25 protein-coding genes and 1 other RNA gene are annotated in these 22,761 nt (G+C 54.2%); 10 read left to right on the top strand and 16 right to left on the bottom strand.

All coding sequences use genetic code 11. From position 1 onward, the window contains the following. Positions 1 to 2 precede the first annotated feature (2 nt). Positions 3 to 1,073: a 3-deoxy-7-phosphoheptulonate synthase AroF gene (aroF, locus tag ACOTZP_RS04810; protein ID WP_006811632.1), complete on the bottom strand. Its 1,071-nt coding sequence runs from the start codon at positions 1,071 to 1,073 to the stop codon at positions 3 to 5. A 477-nt stretch (positions 1,074 to 1,550) separates the two neighbouring features. Here aroF and ACOTZP_RS04805 point away from each other — a divergent pair, with 477 nt between their 5' ends. The 3 genes from ACOTZP_RS04805 to ACOTZP_RS04795 are packed head-to-tail and all read left to right on the top strand — an operon-like array spanning position 1,551 to position 3,795. Next, positions 1,551 to 2,087, top strand: coding sequence for a YfiR family protein (locus ACOTZP_RS04805; RefSeq protein ID WP_032626196.1), 537 nt, complete (start codon positions 1,551 to 1,553; stop codon positions 2,085 to 2,087). Beyond that, positions 2,080 to 3,300, top strand: coding sequence for a diguanylate cyclase DgcN (gene dgcN / locus ACOTZP_RS04800; RefSeq protein ID WP_032625633.1), 1,221 nt, complete (start codon positions 2,080 to 2,082; stop codon positions 3,298 to 3,300). The genes ACOTZP_RS04805 and dgcN overlap by 8 nt, the downstream gene beginning before the upstream one ends. A 12-nt stretch (positions 3,301 to 3,312) precedes the next feature. Next, on the top strand, positions 3,313 to 3,795 hold the full coding sequence (locus ACOTZP_RS04795; protein WP_023298405.1) for an OmpA family protein: 483 nt from the start codon (positions 3,313 to 3,315) through the stop codon (positions 3,793 to 3,795). A gap of 2 nt (positions 3,796 to 3,797) precedes the next feature. Here ACOTZP_RS04795 and ACOTZP_RS04790 read toward each other — a convergent pair whose 3' ends face one another. From ACOTZP_RS04790 to ffh, 7 genes are all read right to left on the bottom strand, one after another. Further along, positions 3,798 to 5,168 (bottom strand): PepSY-associated TM helix domain-containing protein, encoded by a 1,371-nt coding sequence (locus tag ACOTZP_RS04790; protein WP_032625638.1) that lies wholly within the window; start codon positions 5,166 to 5,168, stop codon positions 3,798 to 3,800. A 38-nt stretch (positions 5,169 to 5,206) separates the two neighbouring features. Further along, a complete protein-coding gene (locus ACOTZP_RS04785) occupies positions 5,207 to 5,611 on the bottom strand; it encodes a DUF2946 domain-containing protein (protein ID WP_022649065.1) in 405 nt (134 codons plus the stop codon). Positions 5,612 to 5,743: 132 nt separating this feature from the next. After that, positions 5,744 to 6,091, bottom strand: a complete 348-nt coding sequence (rplS, locus tag ACOTZP_RS04780) for a 50S ribosomal protein L19 (RefSeq protein WP_002914145.1) — start codon at positions 6,089 to 6,091, stop codon at positions 5,744 to 5,746. Positions 6,092 to 6,134: 43 nt separating this feature from the next. Next, positions 6,135 to 6,902: a tRNA (guanosine(37)-N1)-methyltransferase TrmD gene (gene trmD / locus ACOTZP_RS04775; protein WP_003863138.1), complete on the bottom strand. Its 768-nt coding sequence runs from the start codon at positions 6,900 to 6,902 to the stop codon at positions 6,135 to 6,137. A 31-nt stretch (positions 6,903 to 6,933) separates the two neighbouring features. Further along, complete coding sequence (gene rimM, locus ACOTZP_RS04770; RefSeq protein ID WP_003863136.1) at positions 6,934 to 7,473, bottom strand: ribosome maturation factor RimM; 540 nt, start codon at positions 7,471 to 7,473, stop codon at positions 6,934 to 6,936. Between the two features lie 15 nt (positions 7,474 to 7,488). Next, entirely contained in the window at positions 7,489 to 7,737 is a 249-nt protein-coding gene (rpsP, locus tag ACOTZP_RS04765) for a 30S ribosomal protein S16 (RefSeq protein WP_022649067.1), read from the bottom strand. 116 nt (positions 7,738 to 7,853) lie between these two features. Next, a complete protein-coding gene (gene ffh, locus ACOTZP_RS04760; protein ID WP_003863132.1) occupies positions 7,854 to 9,215 on the bottom strand; it encodes a signal recognition particle protein in 1,362 nt (453 codons plus the stop codon). 166 nt (positions 9,216 to 9,381) lie between these two features. Here ffh and ACOTZP_RS04755 point away from each other — a divergent pair, with 166 nt between their 5' ends. Together ACOTZP_RS04755 and ACOTZP_RS04750 are read left to right on the top strand one after the other, a co-directional pair. Next, positions 9,382 to 10,173: a cytochrome C assembly family protein gene (locus ACOTZP_RS04755; protein ID WP_014832951.1), complete on the top strand. Its 792-nt coding sequence runs from the start codon at positions 9,382 to 9,384 to the stop codon at positions 10,171 to 10,173. 19 nt (positions 10,174 to 10,192) lie between these two features. Further along, entirely contained in the window at positions 10,193 to 11,479 is a 1,287-nt protein-coding gene (locus ACOTZP_RS04750) for an HlyC/CorC family transporter (protein ID WP_026094274.1), read from the top strand. Positions 11,480 to 11,531: 52 nt separating this feature from the next. On the opposite strand, the gene grpE is transcribed toward ACOTZP_RS04750, so the two are convergent. Then, positions 11,532 to 12,125, bottom strand: a complete 594-nt coding sequence (gene grpE / locus ACOTZP_RS04745; protein WP_003863126.1) for a nucleotide exchange factor GrpE — start codon at positions 12,123 to 12,125, stop codon at positions 11,532 to 11,534. A gap of 122 nt (positions 12,126 to 12,247) precedes the next feature. Between grpE and nadK the strand changes: the two genes are divergently transcribed. The 3 genes from nadK to bamE all read left to right on the top strand — a co-directional run bounded on the left by nadK (position 12,248) and on the right by bamE (position 15,350). Next, positions 12,248 to 13,126 carry an NAD(+) kinase gene (nadK, locus tag ACOTZP_RS04740; RefSeq protein ID WP_022649070.1) on the top strand — a complete coding sequence of 293 codons (879 nt, stop codon included), beginning with the start codon at positions 12,248 to 12,250 and terminating at the stop codon, positions 13,124 to 13,126. An 85-nt stretch (positions 13,127 to 13,211) separates the two neighbouring features. Continuing rightward, positions 13,212 to 14,873, top strand: coding sequence for a DNA repair protein RecN (gene recN, locus ACOTZP_RS04735; RefSeq protein ID WP_022649071.1), 1,662 nt, complete (start codon positions 13,212 to 13,214; stop codon positions 14,871 to 14,873). A 138-nt stretch (positions 14,874 to 15,011) separates the two neighbouring features. Beyond that, on the top strand, positions 15,012 to 15,350 hold the full coding sequence (gene bamE, locus ACOTZP_RS04730) for an outer membrane protein assembly factor BamE (protein ID WP_003863121.1): 339 nt from the start codon (positions 15,012 to 15,014) through the stop codon (positions 15,348 to 15,350). Between the two features lie 61 nt (positions 15,351 to 15,411). Here bamE and ACOTZP_RS04725 read toward each other — a convergent pair whose 3' ends face one another. Next, complete coding sequence (locus ACOTZP_RS04725) at positions 15,412 to 15,699, bottom strand: RnfH family protein (protein ID WP_003863119.1); 288 nt, start codon at positions 15,697 to 15,699, stop codon at positions 15,412 to 15,414. Further along, on the bottom strand, positions 15,689 to 16,126 hold the full coding sequence (locus tag ACOTZP_RS04720; protein ID WP_003863117.1) for a type II toxin-antitoxin system RatA family toxin: 438 nt from the start codon (positions 16,124 to 16,126) through the stop codon (positions 15,689 to 15,691). The genes ACOTZP_RS04725 and ACOTZP_RS04720 overlap by 11 nt, the downstream gene beginning before the upstream one ends. A 156-nt stretch (positions 16,127 to 16,282) precedes the next feature. Between ACOTZP_RS04720 and smpB the strand changes: the two genes are divergently transcribed. Continuing rightward, a complete protein-coding gene (gene smpB, locus ACOTZP_RS04715) occupies positions 16,283 to 16,765 on the top strand; it encodes an SsrA-binding protein SmpB (protein WP_003863115.1) in 483 nt (160 codons plus the stop codon). An 89-nt stretch (positions 16,766 to 16,854) separates the two neighbouring features. Further along, positions 16,855 to 17,218: a transfer-messenger RNA gene (gene ssrA / locus ACOTZP_RS04710) on the top strand. Positions 17,219 to 17,333: 115 nt separating this feature from the next. Here ssrA and ACOTZP_RS04705 read toward each other — a convergent pair. The 5 genes from ACOTZP_RS04705 to ACOTZP_RS04685 all read right to left on the bottom strand — a co-directional run bounded on the left by ACOTZP_RS04705 (position 17,334) and on the right by ACOTZP_RS04685 (position 22,758). Then, a complete protein-coding gene (locus tag ACOTZP_RS04705) occupies positions 17,334 to 17,552 on the bottom strand; it encodes an ogr/Delta-like zinc finger family protein (protein WP_045334934.1) in 219 nt (72 codons plus the stop codon). Between the two features lie 68 nt (positions 17,553 to 17,620). Further along, positions 17,621 to 18,721, bottom strand: coding sequence for a phage late control D family protein (locus tag ACOTZP_RS04700; protein WP_332976505.1), 1,101 nt, complete (start codon positions 18,719 to 18,721; stop codon positions 17,621 to 17,623). Then, entirely contained in the window at positions 18,718 to 19,203 is a 486-nt protein-coding gene (locus ACOTZP_RS04695; protein WP_014884887.1) for a phage tail protein, read from the bottom strand. Before ACOTZP_RS04695 ends, ACOTZP_RS04700 begins: the two co-directional genes overlap by 4 nt. Continuing rightward, complete coding sequence (locus ACOTZP_RS04690) at positions 19,203 to 22,646, bottom strand: phage tail tape measure protein (protein ID WP_332976507.1); 3,444 nt, start codon at positions 22,644 to 22,646, stop codon at positions 19,203 to 19,205. The genes ACOTZP_RS04695 and ACOTZP_RS04690 overlap by 1 nt, the downstream gene beginning before the upstream one ends. Further along, positions 22,639 to 22,758, bottom strand: coding sequence for a GpE family phage tail protein (locus ACOTZP_RS04685; RefSeq protein ID WP_007848878.1), 120 nt, complete (start codon positions 22,756 to 22,758; stop codon positions 22,639 to 22,641). The genes ACOTZP_RS04690 and ACOTZP_RS04685 overlap by 8 nt, the downstream gene beginning before the upstream one ends. Positions 22,759 to 22,761: the final 3 nt, after the last annotated feature.

Here is a 22,761-nt window from a genome sequence, read left to right as displayed (position 1 = left end):
TCTTATGCCAGACGCGTCGCCAGCTGGCCGTTCAAATCTTTGTGGATCTCACGCAGCAGCGCATCGGTGGTTTCCCAGCTAATGCAGGCATCGGTGACCGAGACGCCGGGCTTCATCGCGCTACGCGGCTGTTCCGATGACTGATTGCCTTCATGAATATTACTTTCAATCATCAGGCCGATAATGGAACGGTTGCCATCTTTAATCTGAGCAATAACAGATTCTGCAACCGCAGGCTGGCGACGGTAATCTTTATTCGAATTACCATGACTGCAATCTACCATCAGCGCCGGACGCAGTCCCGCCTGTTCCATCTCTTTTTCACACTGCGCGACATCCGCCGGGCTGTAGTTTGGCGCTTTACCACCGCGCAGGATCACATGCCCGTCCGGATTGCCCTGCGTTTGCAGCAGGCATACCTGGCCCGCCTGGTTGATCCCGACAAAACGATGGGGCATAGCGGCGGCGCGCATGGCGTTAATCGCCGTGGCCAGGCTGCCGTCGGTACCGTTTTTAAAACCAACCGGCATAGACAGGCCAGACGCCATCTCGCGGTGGGTTTGTGACTCGGTGGTGCGCGCCCCAATCGCAGACCAGCTAAACAGATCGCCGAGGTACTGCGGGCTGTTCGGATCCAGCGCTTCGGTTGCCAGCGGCAGCCCCATGCTGACCAGCTCCACCAGCAGGCGACGCGCAATCTTCAGGCCCGCTTCCACATCAAACGAGCCATCCATGTGCGGATCGTTAATCAACCCTTTCCAGCCAACCGTTGTACGTGGCTTTTCAAAATAGACGCGCATCACCAGATAGAGGCTATCGCTGACCTCCTCCGCTAATGCTTTAAATCGACGAGCGTACTCAATGGCGGTTTCAGGATCGTGAATGGAGCAAGGACCACATACCACCAGCAGGCGCGGATCGCGGCCTGCGATAATGTCAGAAATGGTCTGGCGAGAGTGCTCAATCTGAGCTTCCTGCGCGACGCTCAGCGGGAATTCCGCCTTCAGTTGATCCGGGGTGATTAACACCTGTTCGTCAGTGATATGTACGTTGTTCAGCGCGTCTTTTTGCATGATTGCGATCCTGTAAAACTCGTTTGCGATAGTGGTTTTCCTCGAAGAGGTGACACAACGATAACACATCAAGTAAAGATTTCAATCCAAAATACGTACAGATTATTTTACAGCAGCCATTTAAATGCCAAATCACAGGTTAAAATCGTAAACATAAAATTACACATACGCTTTTAACGCCAGTCTACGCTCACACCAGGCACGCTATCCCGGCGCTGGCCGTTAGCTTAATTATCCTCGGGTGAATTGAGGGAAAGTTGCGTGGCTACATAAATTCTGGCAACAAAAATGAATAAAAGTATGAATTCCAGCAGACTTAATTGAGCCTGCCTAAATTACTTTGAATATCGTGCTCTGTAAGATTTAGCTTAGGTCAAGACAGGGATATTTCTGACATAATGACGGCTTTGAGAAAGAATGGTATTCTGCCGGAAATTCATAAGGGCATCTATTTCCGGGGCGGTTTGGCGGATTCTGATGAGAAATACATTCTTGATCGCTTTGCTTCACCTCCCCCTGGCGCTAATGCTGTTCATTTTGGTGAGCCCTGCAAGGGCAGGCTCGTTCACGGAAACGGATAAATCAGTACGTTCGATTGTTTCTGGCATTGTGAGCTACACCCGATGGCCAGCACTGTCCGGCCAGCCTAAGCTCTGTATTTATGCCTCTTCCCATTACAGACAGGCGCTCAGCAGTGAAGATGAACACAACCCGTTGCCCTATAGTCCTGTCATTGTGCATAGCGATCGGGAAGCACTCGCAGCAAGGTGTGATGCCCTCTATTTCGGGAGCGAGTCGCCGACAAAACAACAGGAAATAATAAATCAATATCAGGGCCAGGCGTTGCTATTAATGTCAGAGCAAAATCCTGAATGCGTTATTGGCAGCGCATTTTGTCTGATAATAGAGCACAACAAGGTCAGGTTTTCCGTAAATCTGGATGCGCTGACGCGCAGTGGCGTAAGAGTCAATCCGGATGTATTAATGCTCGCACGGAATAAGAAGCATGAATAAGGAAGTCACACCAACACCGCGTCCGACGTTTAAAAGAACGTTGCGGCGAATCAGCATGATAAGCGTCATTATAACGATGACGTTTATATGGTTGCTGCTGTGTTTCGCTTCCGTGGTGACATTAAAGCAATACGCGCAAAAAAACCTCGAACTCACCGGCGCCACCATGAGCCACAGCCTTGAGGCTTCTCTGGTGTTCAACGATGCCGTGGCGGCAAATGAAACGCTGGCGACCCTCGGCAAGCAGGGGCAATTTGCTGTGGCGGAAGTGCTTAATGCACATCATAAACGGTTTGCCTGGTGGTCGTGGAACCCGGCGGATAATACCGACACGCTGGGCGCGCTGGTCAACCGGTGGTTGTTCCCTGTTCCTGTCGCACAGCCCATCATACATAACGGTAATGTGATTGGCGAAATTCGTCTGACCGCACGAGACAGCCTGATTAGCCACTTTATCTGGCTCTCATTTGCGGTCCTCACCGGCTGCATTCTTTTTGCCTCTGCCGTCGCATTGACCATCACCCGCTCGCTACATCATGGCATGGTTGTTGAAATGCAAAACATCACTGACGTTGTGCATGACGTCCGTACCAACCGCAACTTCTCTCGCCGGGTAACGGAAGGCCGCATCGAAGAGTTCCACCAGTTTGGTGAAGACTTCAACAGCCTGCTGGATGAAATGGAAGAGTGGCAGCTCAAGCTACAGGCGAAAAACGCTCAACTGTTGCGTACCGCCATGCACGATCCGCTCACGGGGCTTGCAAACCGCGCCGCGTTTCGCAACAACATTGCGGCCTTAATGAATGACGCTTCGGCAAAGACCAATTCTGCCCTGCTCTTCCTGGATGGTGATAACTTCAAGTTTATTAACGACACCTGGGGCCATGCCGCGGGCGACTGCGTACTGATCGAAGCCGCAAAAAGGATGGTCGAATTTGGCGAAAAACGTCATCAGTCTTACCGTCTTGGCGGCGACGAGTTTGCCATGATCCTTTATGGCGTCCACACCGCGCGTGAGGTCGAATATATTTGCGCTGCGCTGTCGCAGCAATTTATCCGTCCGTTTGATCTGCATAACGGACACACAGCATCAATGTCACTCAGCATTGGCTTTGCTCTGGCGTGGGAAAATGCCTCCGTCGAGGCATTACTGGAGCAAGCCGATCGCAATATGTACCTGGTCAAAAACCAGCGTTCGAAAACAACACCCTGAAAGGAAGACGATATGTTGAAGCGATACTTCGCGCCGTTGTTACTGGCATCTCTGGTTATGTCCGGGTGCCAGACGCCGGAGGGTAAATTCACACCAGAGCAAATCGCGGCCATGAAGTCCTACGGCTTTAACGAACTGAATGGCGACTGGTCCCTGGGCCTGTCGGATAAGATCCTGTTTGATAAAAATGACGCCAGACTGCGTCCGGAAAGTGAAACGCAGATCCAGACTATGGCCTCACGTCTGGCGGCAACCGGTCTGAATCACGCCCGGATGGACGGCCATACGGATAACTATGGCGAAGAGAGCTACAACGAAGCGCTTTCGTTAAAACGTGCCAATGTTGTAGCGGATGCCTGGGCGAAGGGCGCGAACATCCCGCGCAGCAACCTCACTACGCGGGGTTTAGGCAAAAAATACCCTCTCAGCAGCAACCGTACTGCGCAAGGGCGCGCTGAAAACCGCCGTGTTGCGGTAGTTATCAGCACGCCTTAAGGCTATTTAGCGGATGTGCCGGCGAGCGACACGCCTGAAGCCGCTCGCCAGCGCAGCCAGTCAATCACGATAAATACCGCCAGACTGACGCCCATTACCGGCAACGCCAGCCCCAGCAGGAGGCTTATCATGAACGTCACTCCTCTTCCCCACAGCGGCAATGCCAGCCAGCTTTGACAGAGCGTCTGTACCGGGTTCGCGGCTGACGTCGCAGGACGACGCATCCACCACATCCGGTATCCCCAGATAATCAGCACGCACAGCGCAACGCCAAACGCGATGAGCAGCAGCTGATTTGCCAGACCAAACAGGATCCCCATATGGAAATCCACGCCCCAGCGGGTGAGTTTAGCCATCAGCGGGAAATCCCCAAAGCGAGTCCTGTCCAGCACCTTCAGAGAGTGGGGGTCCACGGCAACGGCATCAACCTGCGTCGGCCAGCGGCGATCGATTTCCGTCACCGTCCAGGCCTGGTCGACCCTGCTTGCCGGACGGATCTCAACGTTGTTAGCATCAATTCCTGACTGGCGGGCGGCCTGCAATACGCTGTCAAAAAGCGACAGTTCAACAGGCATTTCAGGCATCGACATTCCGCCGTGATGACCACGATGTTCGGCGTGTTCATCCATCATTTCCGGCGCACCGGAAAGGGTGGTGTTTACCTGCGGCGTCAGCCAGTTCATCTCTGCACGCAGCTTATCGACGTTGCCACCGGCCCATTGTGACCAGGTTAACCCGGTGACTGAGAACAGCAGCATTCCCGCCAGTAAGGTCCAGCCTAAGATCACATGCAGGCGACGACGATTCTGGAAACGATTGTTAATACGGCGCTTCGGTCGGGTATAGAACCACAGCGCGATCCCGCCCAGGGCAGCAACCCACATCCACGAGGCGGCTAACTCGCTATAGAGGCGTCCGAGGTTGCCCAGCATCAGCGAGGTATGCAGGTAATCGATAGTCTGACGCAGCGGTAAAATCCCGCTGGTGCCGTAGACGGTCATATCCCCTCGAACCTCAAGGCTGGCGGGATCAATAAAAATAGCCCGATGCTCGGAGGGACCCAGCGCCGGGTCGGCAAACATCACGCGGGTCGTTTCGCCCTCTTCCAGCCCCGGACGAACGGCATGCAGACGCAGGTCTGATTCTACAGCCTTTTCGGCCGCGGCAATTTGTGCAGCAAGAGGCTGCACCTCACCCACGGCATCCGTGTGGAGTGCATGATGGTACAGCGCATTTTCAAGCTGCGGCGTGGCGACATACAGCGTACCGGTCAGCGCTGCGAAGAAAATAAACGGACCAACAAACAGCCCGATATAGAAATGGAGGCGACGCAGCAGGTTTCCCCATGCCGCGCGCGGAGTGCAGGTAGTCATACTTTTCCTTTTTAAGGCAAAAAGTGAGTGATTTTGTTTTAAAGGGAGAAAGCAGACCGACGCGGCGGCGCGCGGGTATCGGGGTAAAGCCAGGGGAAAAAGTGCCAGTGGCTGACCGCCTGACGAGGCGGCTTCATGCGCAACCGCTGCAACACCACGCTGAGCAGAACGATAAGCGCCAGCATCACGCCCGGCACATGCGCTAACAGCACGCAGTAGCCGCAGGCTTCCGCATGGTCAACTGGCATGGAATGCGGCATATCCCCATGATGCTCGTCCATCGACATCATGCTCATGTCATGGTGCATGCCCGGCATGGCGCTCATGGGATCTTTTTGCAGCGAGACGGAGATCAGCGGCGCCACGACGATCAGCAGGATCGCAAACAGCGCGGTCAATGCCGCTGCGCGTTTCCAGCTATGCTGATGCAGTACGTTATCCACTTACCCTCCACCCAAGAGGCGAACATTGTAAATGATTTATGACGGAAGGGTTAACGCGAGAGTTGCTATGAGATAAAAAAAGGGCCAGCCTTTCGGCCAGCCCTTTCTGACAGGATGTCGCTTAAGCGAATCTTAGTTCAGACGCTCTTTAATACGAGCAGACTTACCAGTACGCTCACGCAGGTAGTACAGTTTAGCTTTACGTACAGCACCACGACGTTTAACAGCAATGCTGTCAACTACCGGAGAGTGAGTCTGGAAGACACGCTCAACGCCTTCGCCGTTGGAAATTTTACGAACAGTGAATGCAGAGTGCAGACCGCGGTTACGAATAGCGATAACCACGCCCTCGAATGCCTGCAGACGTTTTTTGGAACCTTCAACAACCCATACTTTCACTTCCACGGTGTCACCTGGACGGAAGGAAGGTACGTCCTGCTTCATCTGCTCTTGTTCAAGTTGCTTAATAATGTTGCTCATAATTTAATCTCTTATCCTGGGTAAACTGATATTCGGGAGCGTATTACGCTTTCCCATCATGTTCATGCTGCTGGTGCGCGTGTTCGGTTTTGAACTCGGCCAGCAACTTTGCTTGCTCTTCAGTCAGAGCCAGGTTTTCCAGAAGTTCAGGTCTTCTAAGCCAGGTCCGGCCCAGCGACTGCTTCAAACGCCAGCGACGTATCTCGGCATGGTTTCCAGACAGTAACACTGCCGGGACTTCCATCCCTTCTAACACTTCAGGACGAGTATAGTGTGGACAGTCCAGCAATCCATCGGCAAAGGAATCTTCCGTTGCCGAAGCTTCATGGCCCAGAACCCCCGGAATAAACCGGGCGACGGAGTCAATCAACGTCATTGCTGGTAGCTCACCACCGCTGAGAACGTAATCGCCGATAGACCATTCTTCGTCAATCTCGGTTTGAATTACGCGCTCATCTATCCCTTCGTAGCGACCACAGACCAGAATCAGCTTTTGATTCGTCGCCAGTTCGCTCACGCCCGCTTGATCAAGCTTGCGTCCCTGAGGTGACAGATAAATCACCTTCGCGCCTTCACCTGCCGCGGCTTTTGCTGTGTGAATGGCGTCCCGTAAGGGTTGCACCATCATCAACATCCCCGGTCCGCCGCCGTAAGGACGATCGTCCACGGTACGGTGCCGGTCATGCGTGAAGTCACGAGGACTCCAGCTCTGGATGCTCAGCAGGCCATTCTTTACTGCCCGGCCAGTTACCCCGTAATCGGTAATCGCGCGGAACATTTCAGGAAACAGGCTAATTATGCCAATCCACATAGCGCCGTCTTTTACCGTTTATCCGGAGAATTTAAAAACCAGGATCCCAATCTACTTCAATGGTTTGAGTAGTGAGATCGACTTTCTTGATAACCTGTCCATCGAGGAACGGGACCAACCGCTCCTTGATGCCAAATGCATCTTTCAGGTTTGCCTTAATGACGAGAACGTCATTTGACCCGGTTTCCATCATGTCGATGACTTTCCCCAGGCTGTAGCCTTCAGTGGTCACTACCTGGCAACCCATAAGGTCTTTCCAGTAGTAGTCACCCTCTTCCAGTTGCGGCAACTGCGACGAATCCACGACAATTTCACAATTAGTCAGCGCATTCGCGGCATCTCGATCGTCAATGCCTTTCAGCTTGATGATGATGTCCTGATTGTGGTGACGCCAGCTTTCCAGCTCGACCTCTTCCCACTTACCGGCTTTCTGGATAAACCAGGGCTGGTAATCAAAAATGCTATCAGCGTCTTCAGTGGAGGAAAACACTCTGAGCCAACCACGGATACCGTAGCAAGAACCCATTTTTCCCAATACGATCGGTTCAACAGGTGCTTTATTGCTCATCATGACCACCGTGACAGATTAAGCTGCTTTGTTTGCTGCTTTGATCAGCGTAGCAACGCGATCGGAAACAGTAGCGCCCTGGCCAACCCAGTGAGCGATACGATCCAGATCCAGACGAGTTTCTTCTTCTGCGCCAGAGGCCAGTGGGTTGAAGAAACCAACGCGCTCAATGAAGCGACCGTTGCGTGCATTACGGCTGTCAGTCACAACAACCTGGTAGAACGGACGCTTTTTAGCGCCGTGACGTGCTAAACGAATAGTTACCATAACATCCTCTTGTGTGAATAAAACAACCGGGCCCCATCGAGGAACGGAGCCCGGGTGTCATATTAAAAGCCCGAAAATTTTACTCATTTTCGGGCAAAAAGCAATCTCAAAAGCGATTATCGCCCAGGAAAACCGGGCGGCATCATGCCTTTCATGCCGCGCATCATCTTCGCCATGCCGCCTTTCTTCATTTTCTTCATCATGCGCTGCATGTCGTCGAACTGTTTCAGAAGGCGGTTAACGTCCTGGACCTGCATGCCGCAACCGGCTGCGATACGGCGCTTGCGGGAACCTTTGATGATTTCTGGCTTCGCGCGCTCTTTCAGCGTCATCGAGTTGATGATTGCCTCCATACGCACCAGCACTTTGTCATCCATCTGGGATTTGACGTTATCCGGGATCTGCCCCATACCCGGCAGTTTACCCATCAGGCTTGCCATACCGCCCATGTTTTTCATCTGACGCAGTTGCTCAAGGAAGTCGGTCAGATCGAAACCGTCACCTTTTTTCAGCTTGCTGGCGAGTTTTTCAGCCTGCGCGCGGTCAACCTTGCTTTCGATATCTTCGATCAGCGACAGCACGTCGCCCATGCCGAGGATACGGGAGGCAATACGATCCGGGTGGAACGGCTCCAGCGCTTCGGTTTTCTCGCCCACGCCGAGGAACTTAATTGGCTTACCAGTGATATGACGTATAGACAGCGCCGCACCGCCGCGAGCGTCGCCGTCGACTTTGGTCAGCACCACGCCGGTTAACGGCAGGGCTTCGTTAAACGCTTTTGCGGTGTTTGCCGCATCCTGACCGGTCATGGCGTCGACAACAAACAGGGTCTCTACCGGATTGATAGAAGCATGAACCTGCTTGATTTCGTCCATCATCGCTTCGTCAACGTGCAGTCGACCGGCGGTATCCACCAGCAGCACGTCGTAGAATTTCAGCTTCGCCTCTTTCAGCGCCGCGTTAACGATGTCAACAGGCTTCTGCGCCACGTCGGACGGGAAGAAGTCTACGCCAACCTGCTCGGCCAGCGTTTCCAGCTGTTTGATCGCCGCCGGGCGATACACGTCCGCCGAAACCACCAGCACTTTTTTCTTGTGCTTTTCGCGCAGGAATTTCCCCAGCTTACCGACGCTGGTGGTTTTACCCGCACCTTGCAGACCCGCCATCAGCACGACGGCCGGTGGCTGAGCCGCCAGGTTAAGCACCTGATTCTCTTCGCCCATCGCCGAAACCAGCTCGTTACGGACGATTTTGACGAACTCCTGACCCGGAGTCAGGCTCTTGTTAACTTCATGACCAACCGCTTTCTCTTTCACGCGGTTGATAAAATCACGCACGACCGGCAACGCAACGTCTGCTTCCAGCAGCGCCATGCGCACTTCGCGCAGCGTTTCCTTGATGTTCTCTTCGGTGAGGCGTCCACGGCCGCTGATGTTGCGCAGCGTGCGCGACAAACGATCGGTTAAATTATCAAACATTGTCTCTCGCCTGGGGTAGAAACGTTAGGTCGCCTGGGCGACACATACACAGAATTTTGCCGGAGTATAACATGAAGGCGCCTTTGTTGTTATGCAACGGTTGGAGCAGGCGTCACGTAACGTTATACTGCTTCTCTTTCTTATTAAGACAACTGTCGACGCCTATATGCCTGTTTTCGCACTGATCGCCCTTGTTGCCTACTCTGTCAGCCTCGCGCTGATCATTCCTGGCCTGCTGCAAAAAAACAGCGGCTGGCGGCGCATGGCTATTCTTTCGGCAGTGATCGCACTGATTAGCCATGCGTTTGCGCTGGAATCACGCATCATTCCCGGCGACGGCAGCGTGCAAAATCTGAGCGTGCTGAACGTCGGCTCGCTGGTCAGCCTGATGATCTGTACGGTCATGACCATTGTCGCGTCTAAAAATCGTGGCTGGCTGCTGCTGCCGATAGTCTACGCCTTTGCGCTGATCAACCTGGCGTTAGCCACGTTCATGCCCAATGAGTTTATTACGCATCTGGAAGCCACGCCGGGGATGCTGGTGCATATCGGCCTGTCTCTATTCTCCTACGCGACGCTGATCATCGCCGCCCTTTACGCCATGCAGCTCGCCTGGATCGACTACCAGCTGAAAAATAAAAAGCTGGCGTTTAACCATGAAATGCCGCCGCTGATGGTGATTGAGCGTAAGATGTTCCATATCACCCAGGTCGGCGTGGTTTTGCTGACGCTGACGCTGTGCACGGGCTTGTTTTATATGAAGAACCTGTTCAGCGTGGAGAATATCGATAAAGCGGTCCTCTCCATCATCGCGTGGTTTGTCTATATTGTCCTGTTATGGGGCCATTATCATGAAGGCTGGCGCGGTCGTCGCGTGGTCTGGTTCAACGTTGCGGGTGCGGGCATTCTCACGCTTGCCTATTTTGGTAGCCGCTTCATACAGCAATTTGCTGGCTAAGTAACAAAAGGAGTTCCCCCTGGAACACATCTCTACCACCACGCTGATCGTCATTCTGGTCATCATGGTGGTCATCTCCGCTTATTTCTCTGGCTCTGAAACCGGCATGATGACGCTGAACCGCTACCGGTTACGTCATCGCGCCAAGCAGGGTAACCGTGCCGCGCGTCGTGTCGAAAAGCTTCTGCGTAAGCCGGACCGTCTGATTAGCCTGGTGCTTATCGGTAACAACCTGGTCAATATTCTCGCCTCTGCACTGGGCACCATCGTCGGGATGCGTCTGTACGGCAACGCAGGCGTGGCGATTGCCACAGGTGTGCTCACGTTTGTGGTGCTGGTGTTTGCGGAAGTGCTGCCCAAAACCATCGCGGCGCTTTACCCGGAAAAAGTCGCCTACCCGAGCAGTTTCCTGTTAGCACCGCTGCTTATTCTGATGATGCCGCTGGTCTGGCTGCTGAATATGGTGACACGGGTGCTGATGCGCATGGTTGGTATAAAGGCAGACGTCACCATCAGTAGCGCGCTCAGCAAAGACGAACTGCGTACCATCGTGAACGAATCCCGCTCGCAGATCTCCCGTCGCAATCAGGACATGCTCCTGTCGGTGCTGGATCTGGAAAAGGTCAGCGTTGACGACATTATGGTGCCGCGCAATGAAATCGTCGGGATTGATATTAACGACGACTGGAAGGCCATTGTCCGCCAGCTGACGCACTCCCCGCACGGGCGTATCGTCCTCTATCGCGATTCTCTCGACGATGCCATCAGCATGCTGCGTGTGCGCGAGGCCTATCGTCTGATGACTGAGAAAAACGAGTTCACCAAAGAAGTGATGCTGCGCGCCGCCGACGAAATTTACTACGTGCCGGAAGGCACCCCACTCAGCACGCAGCTGGTGAAGTTCCAGCGAAACAAGAAGAAAGTCGGTCTGGTGGTGGATGAATACGGCGACATACAGGGGCTGGTGACGGTCGAAGATATTCTGGAAGAGATTGTCGGGGACTTTACCACGTCAATGTCGCCTTCCCTTGCAGAAGAAGTCACCCCGCAAAACGACGGGTCAGTGCTTATCGACGGCAGCGCCAACATTCGTGAAATCAATAAAGCGTTTAACTGGCATTTGCCGGAAGACGAAGCGCGGACGATGAACGGAATGATCCTGGAAGCGCTGGAAGAGATCCCGGCGGCAGGCACGCGCGTGCGCATTGAGCAGTATGATATTGATATTCTGGACGTTCAGGACAATATGATTAAGCAGGTGAAGGTCCTGCCCGTTAAACCTTTACGCGAAAGTATCGCCGAGTAATGTTGTAGGCCGGGTAAGGCGAAACCGCCACCCGGCACTACGGGTCGGCAAATTACGCTTTCGCTTTCGCCACGGTCACCATCGCAGCGCGAATAGTACGACCGTTCAGGGTATACCCTTTCTGCATCACGCCCAGCACGTTACCCGCGGCAACGTCTTCGGATTCCACCATCGCAATGGCCTGGTGAACGTTTGGATCCAGCGGTACATCCGTATCGGCAATCACTTCAACACCGAACTTACGCACCACATCCAGCATGGATTTCAGCGTCAGCTCGATGCCTTCAATCATCGCCGCATTATCCGGATTAGCTTTATCCGCCACTTCCAGCGCGCGATCCAGGCTGTCGATCACCGGAAGCAGTTCGTTGACGAATTTCTCCAGCGCAAATTTGTGCGCCTTTTCAACGTCCAGCTCGGTACGACGGCGCAGGTTTTCCATTTCCGCTTTGATACGCAGTACGCCATCGCGTTCGCGATTCTGCGCTTCTACCAACTGAGCTTCCAGATTGGCAATTTTTTCATCGCGCGGGTCCACCTGCTCAGCAGACGTGTCTGGCTCTACTGCCTCAACTTCATCGTGCTGTTCCGTGATAATTTCTTCAGGGGCTTGCCCCTCAGGCGTTTTCTGTTCTTTACTACTCATGAATTTCTCCGCGTTTTTCTGCATTCATCTCGCTAACTTCGCTTATTATGGGGATCAGTTTCCTGGATTCAAGGGAACAAGGCAGATTGTCATCATTCATCAGGCACAAGGACCTCCAGAAAATGAATAATCATTTCAGGTGTATTGGGATCGTCGGCCATCCGCGTCACCCTACCGCATTGACGACACATGAAATGTTGTATCGCTGGCTGTGTGGTAAAGGCTATGAAGTGATGGTCGAGCAGCAGATCGCCCAGGAGTTGCAGCTTAAAAGCGTCAGAACCGGCACGCTGGCGGAAATTGGCCAGCAGGCGGATCTCGCCGTGGTGGTCGGCGGCGACGGCAATATGCTGGGCGCGGCGCGAACGCTGGCTCGCTATGATATTAAGGTTATTGGTATTAACCGTGGCAATCTTGGTTTCCTGACCGACCTCGACCCTGACAATGCGCAACAGCAGCTGGCGGACGTGCTGGAAGGTCACTATATCAGTGAAAAACGGTTTTTACTTGAAGCCCAGGTCTGCCAGCAGGATTGCCAGAAGCGCATCAGCACCGCTATTAACGAGGTGGTTCTCCACCCTGGTAAAGTGGCGCACATGATCGAGTTCGAAGTCTATATCGACGAAATCTTCGCTTTCTCGCAGCGCTCTGACGGGCTGATTATTTCAACCCCGACGGGGTCAACTGCCTACTCGCTTTCAGCCGGAGGCCCAATCCTGACGCCATCGCTGGATGCGATCACCCTGGTGCCGATGTTCCCGCATACGCTCTCGGCGCGTCCGCTGGTGATCAACGGCGACAGCACCATCCGCCTGCGTTTTTCACATCGCCGCAGCGACCTGGAGATCAGCTGCGACAGCCAGATTGCGCTTCCCATTCAGGAAGGAGAAGATGTCCTCATTCGCCGCTGCGATTATCACCTGAACCTTATCCATCCAAAAGATTACAGTTATTTCAATACATTAAGCTCAAAACTCGGCTGGTCAAAAAAATTGTTCTGATTTTACATCCAGCGCTTTACTGTATATAAAACCAGTTTATACTGTATACAAACACAGTTATGGTTTTTCATACAGGAAAACAATTATGCTGGCACAACTGACCATCAGCAACTTTGCCATTGTTCGTGAGCTTGAGATCGACTTCCATAGTGGAATGACGGCGATTACCGGTGAAACCGGTGCAGGTAAATCCATTGCCATTGATGCCCTCGGCTTGTGCCTCGGCGGTCGTGCAGAGGGTGATATGGTGCGCACAGGTGCGGCCCGTGCCGATCTCTGCGCCCGCTTCTCGTTAAAAGACACGCCTGCCGCCCTGCGATGGCTGGAAGCGAACCAGCTGGAAGATGGACGTGAGTGTTTACTTCGTCGCGTCATCAGCAGTGACGGCCGCTCCCGCGGTTTTATCAATGGTACAGCGGTTCCCCTTTCCCAGCTTCGCGAGCTGGGCCAGCTGCTCATCCAGATCCATGGTCAGCACGCGCACCAGCAGCTAATCAAACCCGAGCAGCAGAAAGCCTTGCTCGATGGCTACGCGGGTGAGTACGCGCTTACTCAACTCATGGCTGAGCACTATCGTCAGTGGCATCAAAGCTGCCGCGAACTTGCGCAGCATCAACAGCAAAGCCAGGAGCGTACCGCGCGCGCCGAGCTGCTGGAATATCAGTTGAAAGAGCTGAACGAATTTAACCCTCAGGCGGGTGAATTTGAGCAAATCGACGAGGAGTACAAGCGTCTGGCCAACAGCGGTCAGCTGCTTTCCATCAGTCAGAATGCCCTGAACATGCTGGCGGATGGCGAAGACGTGAATTTGCAGAGCCAACTATATACCGTGCGTCAGCTTGTGACCGAACTGACCGGCATGGACAATAAGCTTTCTGGCGTACTGGAAATGCTGGAAGAGGCCGCAATTCAGATTTCAGAAGCCGGGGATGAGCTGCGCCACTACTGTGAACGTCTGGATCTCGACCCGAACCGTCTGTTCGAGCTTGAGCAACGCATCTCCCGTCAGATTTCACTGGCGCGTAAGCATCACGTTACCCCGGAAGAGCTGCCGAATTACTATCAGTCTCTGCTGGAGGAACAGCAGCAGCTGGACGATCAGGCCGATTCCCTCGAAACCTTGTCTCTGGCGGTTAATCTGCATCATCAGCAGGCGCTGGAAACAGCGAAACGGCTGCACGACGTGCGACAGCACTATGCTCTGGAGCTTAGCCAGCATATTACCGACAGCATGCATACGCTGGCGATGCCGCATGGGGTGTTCACTATTGATGTTCGCTTTGAAGAGCATCACCTGACGGCGGAAGGCGCAGACCGCGTAGAATTCCGCGTCACCACCAACCCGGGCCAGCCTTTACAGGCGATTTCGAAAGTGGCTTCTGGCGGTGAACTGTCGCGTATCGCCCTGGCCATTCAGGTGATTACCGCCCGTAAAATGGAAACCCCGGCGTTGATTTTCGATGAAGTGGATGTGGGTATCAGCGGCCCGACCGCGGCCGTTGTCGGCAAACTGCTGCGTCAGTTGGGTGAATCGACGCAGGTTATGTGTGTGACTCACCTGCCGCAGGTCGCCGGCTGTGGTCATCACCACTTTATCGTTAGCAAGGAAACCGATGGCGAAATGACGGAAACGCACATGAAGCCGCTGGATAAACGCTCACGCTTGCAGGAGCTGGCACGCCTGCTGGGGGGCAGTGAAGTCACCCGTAATACGCTCGCGAATGCGAAAGAACTGCTGGCGGCATAAACTTTTTTGGGATCTCAGGGTCATACAGAACAACAAAAACGCCGCCAGACCGGTTTCAAAGTGGGGCAAGGTCTATTATCATCGGCATATTACATATGAGCCGCGTACTGCTCGGGCCCGAAAAGGAATCAAATCACTATGCGCTGTAAAACGCTGACCGCTGCCGCAGCGGTTCTTCTGATGTTGACCGCAGGCTGTTCCACTCTGGAGAAAGTGGTTTACCGTCCTGATATCAACCAGGGGAACTACCTTACCCCTAACGATGTGTCCAAAATCCGCGTGGGTATGACACAACAGCAGGTCGCTTATGCCCTGGGAACCCCGATGATGTCCGATCCGTTCGGCACAAACACCTGGTTCTATGTATTCCGCCAGCAGCCTGGTCATGAAGATGTGACCCAGCAAACCCTGACGCTGACCTTCAGCAGTGCCGGTGTGCTGACCAACATCGACAACAAGCCTGCCCTGACCAAATAATCAGGCGTCAGCAACGCAAAAAGGTGCTCAATGAGCACCTTTTTTGTGTATGTTTATTTGGCTACTTACCGGATTTCTCTGCTCGCTGACGGCGCAACTCTTTCGGGTCGGCAATCAGCGGACGATAGATTTCAACCCTGTCGCCCTCTTTCAGCACATCACCGAGCTTAACCGGACGGCTATAAATGCCGACTTTATTCTTCGCCAGGTCAATATCACGGCGAAGTTCAAGGATGCCGGAGGCCCGGATAGCCGCCTCAACGGTGGCGCCCTCTTCAAGCGTCACGCGCTGCAAATACTGCTTCTCCGGCAGCGCATACACCACCTCAACAGCAATCTTATGCGACACTGTAAACCTCTTTGGCGCGCGTGGTGAACGCCTGAACCATATTCGAGGCCAGCTCTTTAAATATTCGGCCAAACGCCAGTTCGATCAGCTTATTGGTAAATTCAAAATCCAGATGAAACTCAATGCGGCAGGCGTCAGCGCTCAGTGGCGTAAACTTCCACCCTCCCATCAGTTTTTTAAACGGACCATCCACCAGATGCATCAAAATACTCTGATTGCTCGTCAGGGTATTGCGCGTGGTGAACGTTTTGCTGATCCCCGCTTTGGAGACATCCACGGCCGCAGTCATCTGCGTCGGGCCAGATTCCAGCACCCGGCTACCCGTGCATCCTGGAATAAATTCCGGATACGACTGAACGTCGTTCACTAACTGATACATTTGTTCCGCGCTGTAGGGAACAAGCGCAGTACGGCTAATCTGAGGCATAGCATTTTCCATGGTCACACAACAGACAAATAATAACATTTATCACCTGTTAAAAAAACGCTAAGCCTTATCTCGTGCTAAGATAGCGCGTTAGACCTCACAGGACGCAATGAGGTGACTTTTTAAAATCAGATTACCGACGGCTTTACGACACTTATGACGAAGAAAAAAGCACATAAACCTGGTTCGGCGACCATTGCGCTCAACAAGCGTGCTCGCCACGAGTATTTCATCGAAGAAGAATTCGAGGCCGGCCTTGCGTTGCAGGGCTGGGAAGTAAAATCGCTGCGTGCCGGGAAAGCCAACATCGGCGACAGCTACGTGATCCTGAAAGACGGTGAGGCCTTCCTGTTCGGCGCGAACTTTACGCCGCTGACCGTCGCCTCTTCACATTACGTTTGCGATCCTACCCGCACCCGTAAGCTGCTGCTGAACAAGCGCGAGCTGGAATCCCTCTACGGACGCATCAACCGCGAAGGCTTCACCGTAGTTGCGCTCTCTTTGTACTGGAAAAACGCCTGGTGCAAAGTGAAAATCGGCGTGGCAAAAGGTAAGAAACAGCACGACAAGCGTACTGACCTGAAAGCACGAGAGTGGCAGCTCGACAAAGCACGTATCATGAAAAACGCAGGACGTTGATTCTGCGCGCTTATTGTACTATTCAATAAGTTAGCGTTTCGGGCTGGTATCGAGGAAGTGAAATCTGGTATACTGAGTTCAACACTATTGGGGCTGATTCTGGATTCGACGGGATTTGCGAAACCCAAGGTGCATGCCGAGGGGCGGTTTGCCTCGTTAAAAGCCGCAAAAAAATAGTCGCAAACGACGAAAACTACGCTTTAGCAGCTTAATAACCTGCTAAGAGCCCTCTCTCCCTAGCTTCCGCTCTTAAGACGGGGATCAAAGAGAGGTCAAACCCAAAAGAGATCGCGTGGAAACCCTGCCTGGGGTTGAAGCGTTAAAACTAATCAGGCTAGTTCGTTAGTGGCGTGTTTGTCCGCAGCTGGCGTGCGAATGTAAAGACAAACTAAGCATGTAGTACCGAGGATGTAGAAATTTCGGACGCGGGTTCAACTCCCGCCAGCTCCACCAAATAAAACAAGGGGTTACGTGAAAACGTAGCCCCTTTTTCTATTCCAATGGCGGCAAAATGGCGACAGGCTTTTGGACTGGCGACAAAAAAACCCGCTTTGAAAGCGGGTTCTTTTTAAAAATTCATGTGCCCTTGCCCATCCTTTCCCGGATGTGGGGGCGCAGAAGAAATCACATTAGGCTTAATGATATGCCTAACAAATGTTTCATGCGTGACAAAAGTACAACCGCAGTTGATATTTTGGCACTGGTTGTAACGTTCTTTGGTTGTTGCTGATACCTGAAAACTGCTTCTTGTATGGGCTGCCTGGCCGCACTCTGGACAATTCATCATTCCGGTTATCCCACCTCTTTTGCCAAAATCACAACAATGATACATCATTATTCAATTTTGAGAACCAATTACTCCATTTCGAGATCACCAATCTTAACTTCAAGCTCCAGAGTCGTAGTAAAACCATTGTCTGCACTGACACTATGCGTCAGCGTGGTAATGGTCCATTCGGCATCATCAATGGGCTGTTTAAAGCCGTTCACCTTCACCGGCATTTCGGTATTCAGATCAGCCCTTCCCTCTGCGAGCTGCAGGGAGAATGTTGCAACCCCGCGCTGCAAGCGCTCCCACTGCATCTTTGCCGCTCGCTCTGCATTGCTGCGGTTTGCATAAGTTCTGTTGAGTACCAGCACGTTTTCATCCGTCCCAACCAGGTAATCTCCCTGTTTTGCTTCCGGCTCCTTTGCCGCGGTGGTTTTATTTCGACGGCGCTTAACCTTTGCTGTCTCTTTTTTCTTTGGCTCACGGGTATGGAGCCAGCTGGCAATTACCCCCGTATAGGCATCGCGATCAGCTAGGGTAAAACGATGACCGTCACCAGCCTGGCGGGTGATGGAGATAACCGGCAGCGGCTTACCGCTTGCCGTTCTGCCCTGCCCCTGGCGGATAAACAACAGATTGCCGTCCTTAACTGAGGCTATCGCCCCATACTGCCGCGCCAGCTTCATCAAAAAGCTGGCGTCGCTTTCATTAGTCTGGTCAAGATGATCAACAGGCTTGTCCAAAAGGTCCTTTCCCAGCGCCATCTTTAATTTATGCCTACCCGCGATTTCCTTCACAACTTCGCCCACCGTTGTCTGGTGCCAGGACTTTTCACGCCGCGTATTCAGGGTTTCACGGAAATCTGCACTACGCGCGCGGATTGTGAGACGGTCAGGCGCGCCGCTGTGCTCAATCTCATCGACAGTAAACGCCCCTTTCGGAAAAAGCGGCTGACCTTTCCACCCCAGCGCAAACTGAATAATGGCCCCCCGACGCGGCAGAACGATTAGCCCGTCCGAGTCGTCCAGTTCCAGATCAAGCTGGTCCGCTTCAAAGCCCCGGTTATCCGTCAGCGTCAGACTCATCAGGCGCGCATCCAGCACGGTAGTCACATCTTTACCTTCAATGGTGATACTGAAACCGGGAGTTTTGCTGTTCAGGTTCAGGAGATCAGAGCTGAAATTCACTGCAGTAACCCTCCAACCGTATTTTTCATATTGCCTATCGCAGAGGTGGCAGATTCCTGCAAATTACTGAGCTGGTCGCTGAGGCTGCCGAACATATCAGACAGCGACTCATCCACCCGTTTCAGGCTCAGTGAAAATTCGATGCGCCGGGGCATACCGCTCTCAAAAAATTCTGTTTTTGTCTGGCTCAGACTCTCGATCACAAACATGCCGTAAATCGTCCCGCTCCCCTCAATCAGAGGCCAGGCTTTTCCCAGCTCCGCCATCTGCTCCAGCGCCAGCAAAGACAGCCTGCCGCCGGTAATCTCCGGCAGCAGGACACCGGACAGAGTAAGCGTATCGTTATCCGGTCCAAGAAACTGCGTTGACGGGCGCCGGTTAACCCGGCTGTTGGCTGCGTGCCGCCAGCTGCGCTGATACTGCAGCTCCTGATAGGGCACTGTTCGCAGCATGAATACGTACAACCCCAGCACCATCATCATTATTCGTAACCCCCTCGATCACTGAAATTACTGCGTGTTTTTGCCCTGGCCCTGCGCTCACGCTCATCAAGCTGCCGGGCCACCTCGCGGGCGATATCCTGCGCGCTTTGCCCTGGCTGCGCGACAATATGAATTGGCGCGCTTATCTCGTACTTAATTACCTGCGGCTGTCTCTCTTCCTTCGGCGACGGCGCCGGTTGCGTCCTGACAGGCACACTGTACGGATGAAGTGGTGCGGCTTCTGCCGGGGCAGCCGCCAGGCCCATTACGCCAGCGACTACGGAAGCGAACACCTTCTGGCGCGTAGCCATCCGGTCAGCCCTGTTATCCGTGATTTCCATGATGGCCGGTGCTGGCATGACGGCAGCAGCGATATCAGCCAGCTCCGCAGCACGATCCCGACCAGGAAGTTTTACCGGGTCGTTAACAATCTCAGGCGGCAGTATTAACCTGCTTTCAGGCCGTTGCTCCGGGCTGGCTGTTACATCACGAACCGGGCTTACCGTTGCCGCCAGTTTCACCAGCTCAGTAGTACGATTGATTACCGGAAGATTTGCCGGATCGTTCACACTATCAGGCGGCAGAACTATCGCGCGTTCAGGATATTGTTTAGCGCTGGCCGGTTCCGTCCGGGAAGGATTGAGCGTTGCCGCCACCCTTGCCAGATCAGCAGTCCGTTTCCTGCCGGTGACATTGGCGGGCCCGTTAACGATCTCTGGGCCATTCTCACCCACGATGCCGAACTGGCCGCGCGGAATGGTACCGCCGCTGTCGTACATGCCAGCAAAACCCATCGGCGGGAATCCGCCAGGCGGCAGCACAACTTTACCGTCTGTGTTTACCGTGGCTGGTTGCTGCCGCGTGACCTGCTCAGGAAGCTTCGCTTTGGCCGCTTCCTTGCTGACAATGCCAAGTTTTTCAAGCAGCCAGGACACGCCCGATTTAAGCGAATCCAGCGGGTGCATGACCATGTTCAGCCCTGCCGCCAGTGCCTCCCCAAACTGCCGCCCCATCGACGCCGCGCTTTGCAGCTCTGCAGAGGTGGATTTAACCGGCGTCAGCAGATCAGTAAACCAGCCCCACAATGCCTGGACCTTGTCACCTATCCACTGGAAAACAGGCTGCAGTGGCTCAAACGCCGCGCTGATAGGCGCAGCTGCAGCTTTGAATCCTTCAACCACTCCGCCTAAAAATGCGCTTATCGGCTGCCAGTATTTCCAGACAACCAGCGCCACGCCAGCCAGCGCCGCCACAACGAGCCCTATCGGACTAAGCAGAGCGCCCAGCAATCCAGAAATCCCGTACAGCGCAACGCGAAGGAGGGCCAGCGGGCCGGACGCCAGAAAACGCAGCACGCCACCGGCTGCGGATAATCCCCCGCGCAACGCGGCCAGCGGATTCATTACCATGCCGATAATGTTGCGAATACCAGACATTCCGCCGCGAAGGACAGCAAGCGGCGCACCGTCCAGCGCTTTCAGCGCATTGCCAGCCAGCCCGGCAGAACGGCGCAGGGAATTAAGGGGAGACGCCAGCAATCCGGCGCTGCTGCCGGATGCAGCCAGGCCACGGCGCAACAGGGAAAGCGGCGCATTTGCCAGCCAGGACAGCGCGCCGCCGGTGCGGGTCACTGCAGACATAACGGAGGGGAGTGTTTTTACACCCAACACGGACAGGCCAAAACGGATCACCGCCAGCGGCCCCAGCACGGCAGCCACGGCCACCGCCAGCGTGCCGAGCACAACGGTGATCGCAGCTGTGGCTGCAGCCACTTTCATCAGCGTGCCCGCCAGCTGCGGGTTAGCCTCAACCCATCGACGCAGTGCCCCGGTAACGTTTTTGACGTACCCCATGATATCCATCAGCGGCTGGCGCAGGGTTTCACCCAGGCTACTGAAAGCGTTCTGCGCACCCGTTTTAACAAGCAACCACTGCGCGGAAAGTGAATCCTTATTGATATCGGATTCTTTCTGCATGGAGCCGTTAGCCTCAGTGCCTGAGGTGAGTTTCAGCTGTCGCTGCAGCTCCGGCAGGTTGTTTGCAAGCTTCGCCGCATCGTCGCCAAACTCCTTGCCAAATATCATCGTCATGGCGGACAGGCGCTTATCCTGCGGCAGCTTGTTGACCTTCTCCAGCACGCGCTGAATGGTCCCCATTGCGTCCTTTGTCATCTGCTTTTCAATCTCTTCAGGATTGAGTTTCAGCAGATCCATACCTTCCATGAACCGCTTGCTCTGCATGGTTGCAATCGACAGTTCGCGCACCATCGCATTTGATGCGCTGGCGGCAATTTCAGGCGCGGCCCCCAGAGACAGGAATGTGGAACCCAGCGCGGCCGCCTTTCGGAAATCAAGCCGGTCAGCCACGCCGCCCATGCGCTGCAGCACATTGATGATATCGCCGCCCTTAGACATGGCGTTATCGTCCAGGTAGTTCAGGGCATCGCCAAGCTGTTCAATATTTCGGGTCGGCACTTTATACAGCTGCGCGATTTTCCCCAGCCCCTCCGCCAGCTCATCAGCGGGCAGTTCGAATGCCGTTGCGGCCTTTGCTGCAGTGGATGCAAAGGCCAGCAGGTCACGCTTCTGGTCTTCGTAAGAATCGTTCTGGTTTGTCACGCCCATGCGGGCGCCACCTTCAACCAGCGCGGCATAGTCAATGGCGCCATTCTCCATCGGCAGCTGTTCACTGGCGGCCTTGATGGCATCCTGCATGTCATAAAACTGTTTTGTGCGGTTGCCGTTGTCGTCCCGCAGCCCGTTAACCTGCTTTGCCACGCCTTTCATCGCATCTTCCATGCTGGCATAGCTTTTAACGGCAGCCATCACCGGCGCGCCCATCGCCAGCCCGGCGGCAGTAGTCGTTGCTCCGGCGCCTGCAATACGATCCCGCACCTCAAGGCGCCGCGAATACTGATCGCGGACGGCGTTCATACGGGCCTGCTGCTCGCCCAGGCGTTTAAGGGATTTCTGCTGTCGGTCCAGGGCCTGCCGGGTTTCGTCGGCATTCTGCCGCAGCTCCCGCTGCGCACTGCTCAGCTTTTTGGTGTCCAGCCCGGCCTCATTGAGCGCAAGACGCTGACGCTGCACCGACTGACGCAGGCCGTTGTATTTGCTCTGCAGCTCGTTAACGCGGTTTTTTGCCTGCTCCAGCAGACGCGCCTGCGCCGCCGTCGGCCGGTTTGTGGCCGAGAACTGCGTGGCAAGTTTCGCCGCTTCTTCGCGTGCGGCTTTAAGACTATTGCCGGTGACGGCCAGCTGCGCGCTTGCCTTGCGGAAACCGTCAATACGGCCCGCCTGGGCGTCCAGTTCTTTTAATCTTGCGCGGCTTTGCTGAATGGCGGTAGCCAGCTCTTTAGAACTGGCCTGCGCTGATCGGAATGGGCGGGTGAGCTTATCAACCGCATTTAGAATTACCTGCAAACGCAGGTTAGAGTCACTCATCGCTGGCCCCGCTTCTCTGAATCGCTTTATGCCGCCACTCCAGCACTTCGGTCAGCGGCATAACGTCAGTGACGGACGGCGGCCAGTGAAAAATGGTGGCGATATCAGCCACCAG

This window comes from Enterobacter cloacae complex sp. SYL001 (assembly GCF_049237025.1).
Lineage (GTDB): Bacteria > Pseudomonadota > Gammaproteobacteria > Enterobacterales > Enterobacteriaceae > Enterobacter > Enterobacter intestinihominis.
Note: the sequence above shows the minus strand (reverse complement) of the source record. Positions and strands in the feature narration are given on the sequence as shown.

Coding starts and splice junctions, on each gene's coding strand:
- aroF (WP_006811632.1), bottom strand. CDS start 1,073: ATGCAAAAAGACGCGCTGAACAACGTACATATCACTGACGAACAGGTG.
- ACOTZP_RS04805 (WP_032626196.1), top strand. CDS start 1,551: ATGAGAAATACATTCTTGATCGCTTTGCTTCACCTCCCCCTGGCGCTA.
- dgcN (WP_032625633.1), top strand. CDS start 2,080: ATGAATAAGGAAGTCACACCAACACCGCGTCCGACGTTTAAAAGAACG.
- ACOTZP_RS04795 (WP_023298405.1), top strand. CDS start 3,313: ATGTTGAAGCGATACTTCGCGCCGTTGTTACTGGCATCTCTGGTTATG.
- ACOTZP_RS04790 (WP_032625638.1), bottom strand. CDS start 5,168: ATGACTACCTGCACTCCGCGCGCGGCATGGGGAAACCTGCTGCGTCGC.
- rplS (WP_002914145.1), bottom strand. CDS start 6,091: ATGAGCAACATTATTAAGCAACTTGAACAAGAGCAGATGAAGCAGGAC.
- trmD (WP_003863138.1), bottom strand. CDS start 6,902: ATGTGGATTGGCATAATTAGCCTGTTTCCTGAAATGTTCCGCGCGATT.
- rimM (WP_003863136.1), bottom strand. CDS start 7,473: ATGATGAGCAATAAAGCACCTGTTGAACCGATCGTATTGGGAAAAATG.
- rpsP (WP_022649067.1), bottom strand. CDS start 7,737: ATGGTAACTATTCGTTTAGCACGTCACGGCGCTAAAAAGCGTCCGTTC.
- ffh (WP_003863132.1), bottom strand. CDS start 9,215: ATGTTTGATAATTTAACCGATCGTTTGTCGCGCACGCTGCGCAACATC.
- ACOTZP_RS04755 (WP_014832951.1), top strand. CDS start 9,382: ATGCCTGTTTTCGCACTGATCGCCCTTGTTGCCTACTCTGTCAGCCTC.
- grpE (WP_003863126.1), bottom strand. CDS start 12,125: ATGAGTAGTAAAGAACAGAAAACGCCTGAGGGGCAAGCCCCTGAAGAA.
- nadK (WP_022649070.1), top strand. CDS start 12,248: ATGAATAATCATTTCAGGTGTATTGGGATCGTCGGCCATCCGCGTCAC.
- recN (WP_022649071.1), top strand. CDS start 13,212: ATGCTGGCACAACTGACCATCAGCAACTTTGCCATTGTTCGTGAGCTT.
- bamE (WP_003863121.1), top strand. CDS start 15,012: ATGCGCTGTAAAACGCTGACCGCTGCCGCAGCGGTTCTTCTGATGTTG.
- ACOTZP_RS04720 (WP_003863117.1), bottom strand. CDS start 16,126: ATGCCTCAGATTAGCCGTACTGCGCTTGTTCCCTACAGCGCGGAACAA.
- smpB (WP_003863115.1), top strand. CDS start 16,283: ATGACGAAGAAAAAAGCACATAAACCTGGTTCGGCGACCATTGCGCTC.
- ACOTZP_RS04705 (WP_045334934.1), bottom strand. CDS start 17,552: ATGATGAATTGTCCAGAGTGCGGCCAGGCAGCCCATACAAGAAGCAGT.
- ACOTZP_RS04695 (WP_014884887.1), bottom strand. CDS start 19,203: ATGATGATGGTGCTGGGGTTGTACGTATTCATGCTGCGAACAGTGCCC.
- ACOTZP_RS04690 (WP_332976507.1), bottom strand. CDS start 22,646: ATGAGTGACTCTAACCTGCGTTTGCAGGTAATTCTAAATGCGGTTGAT.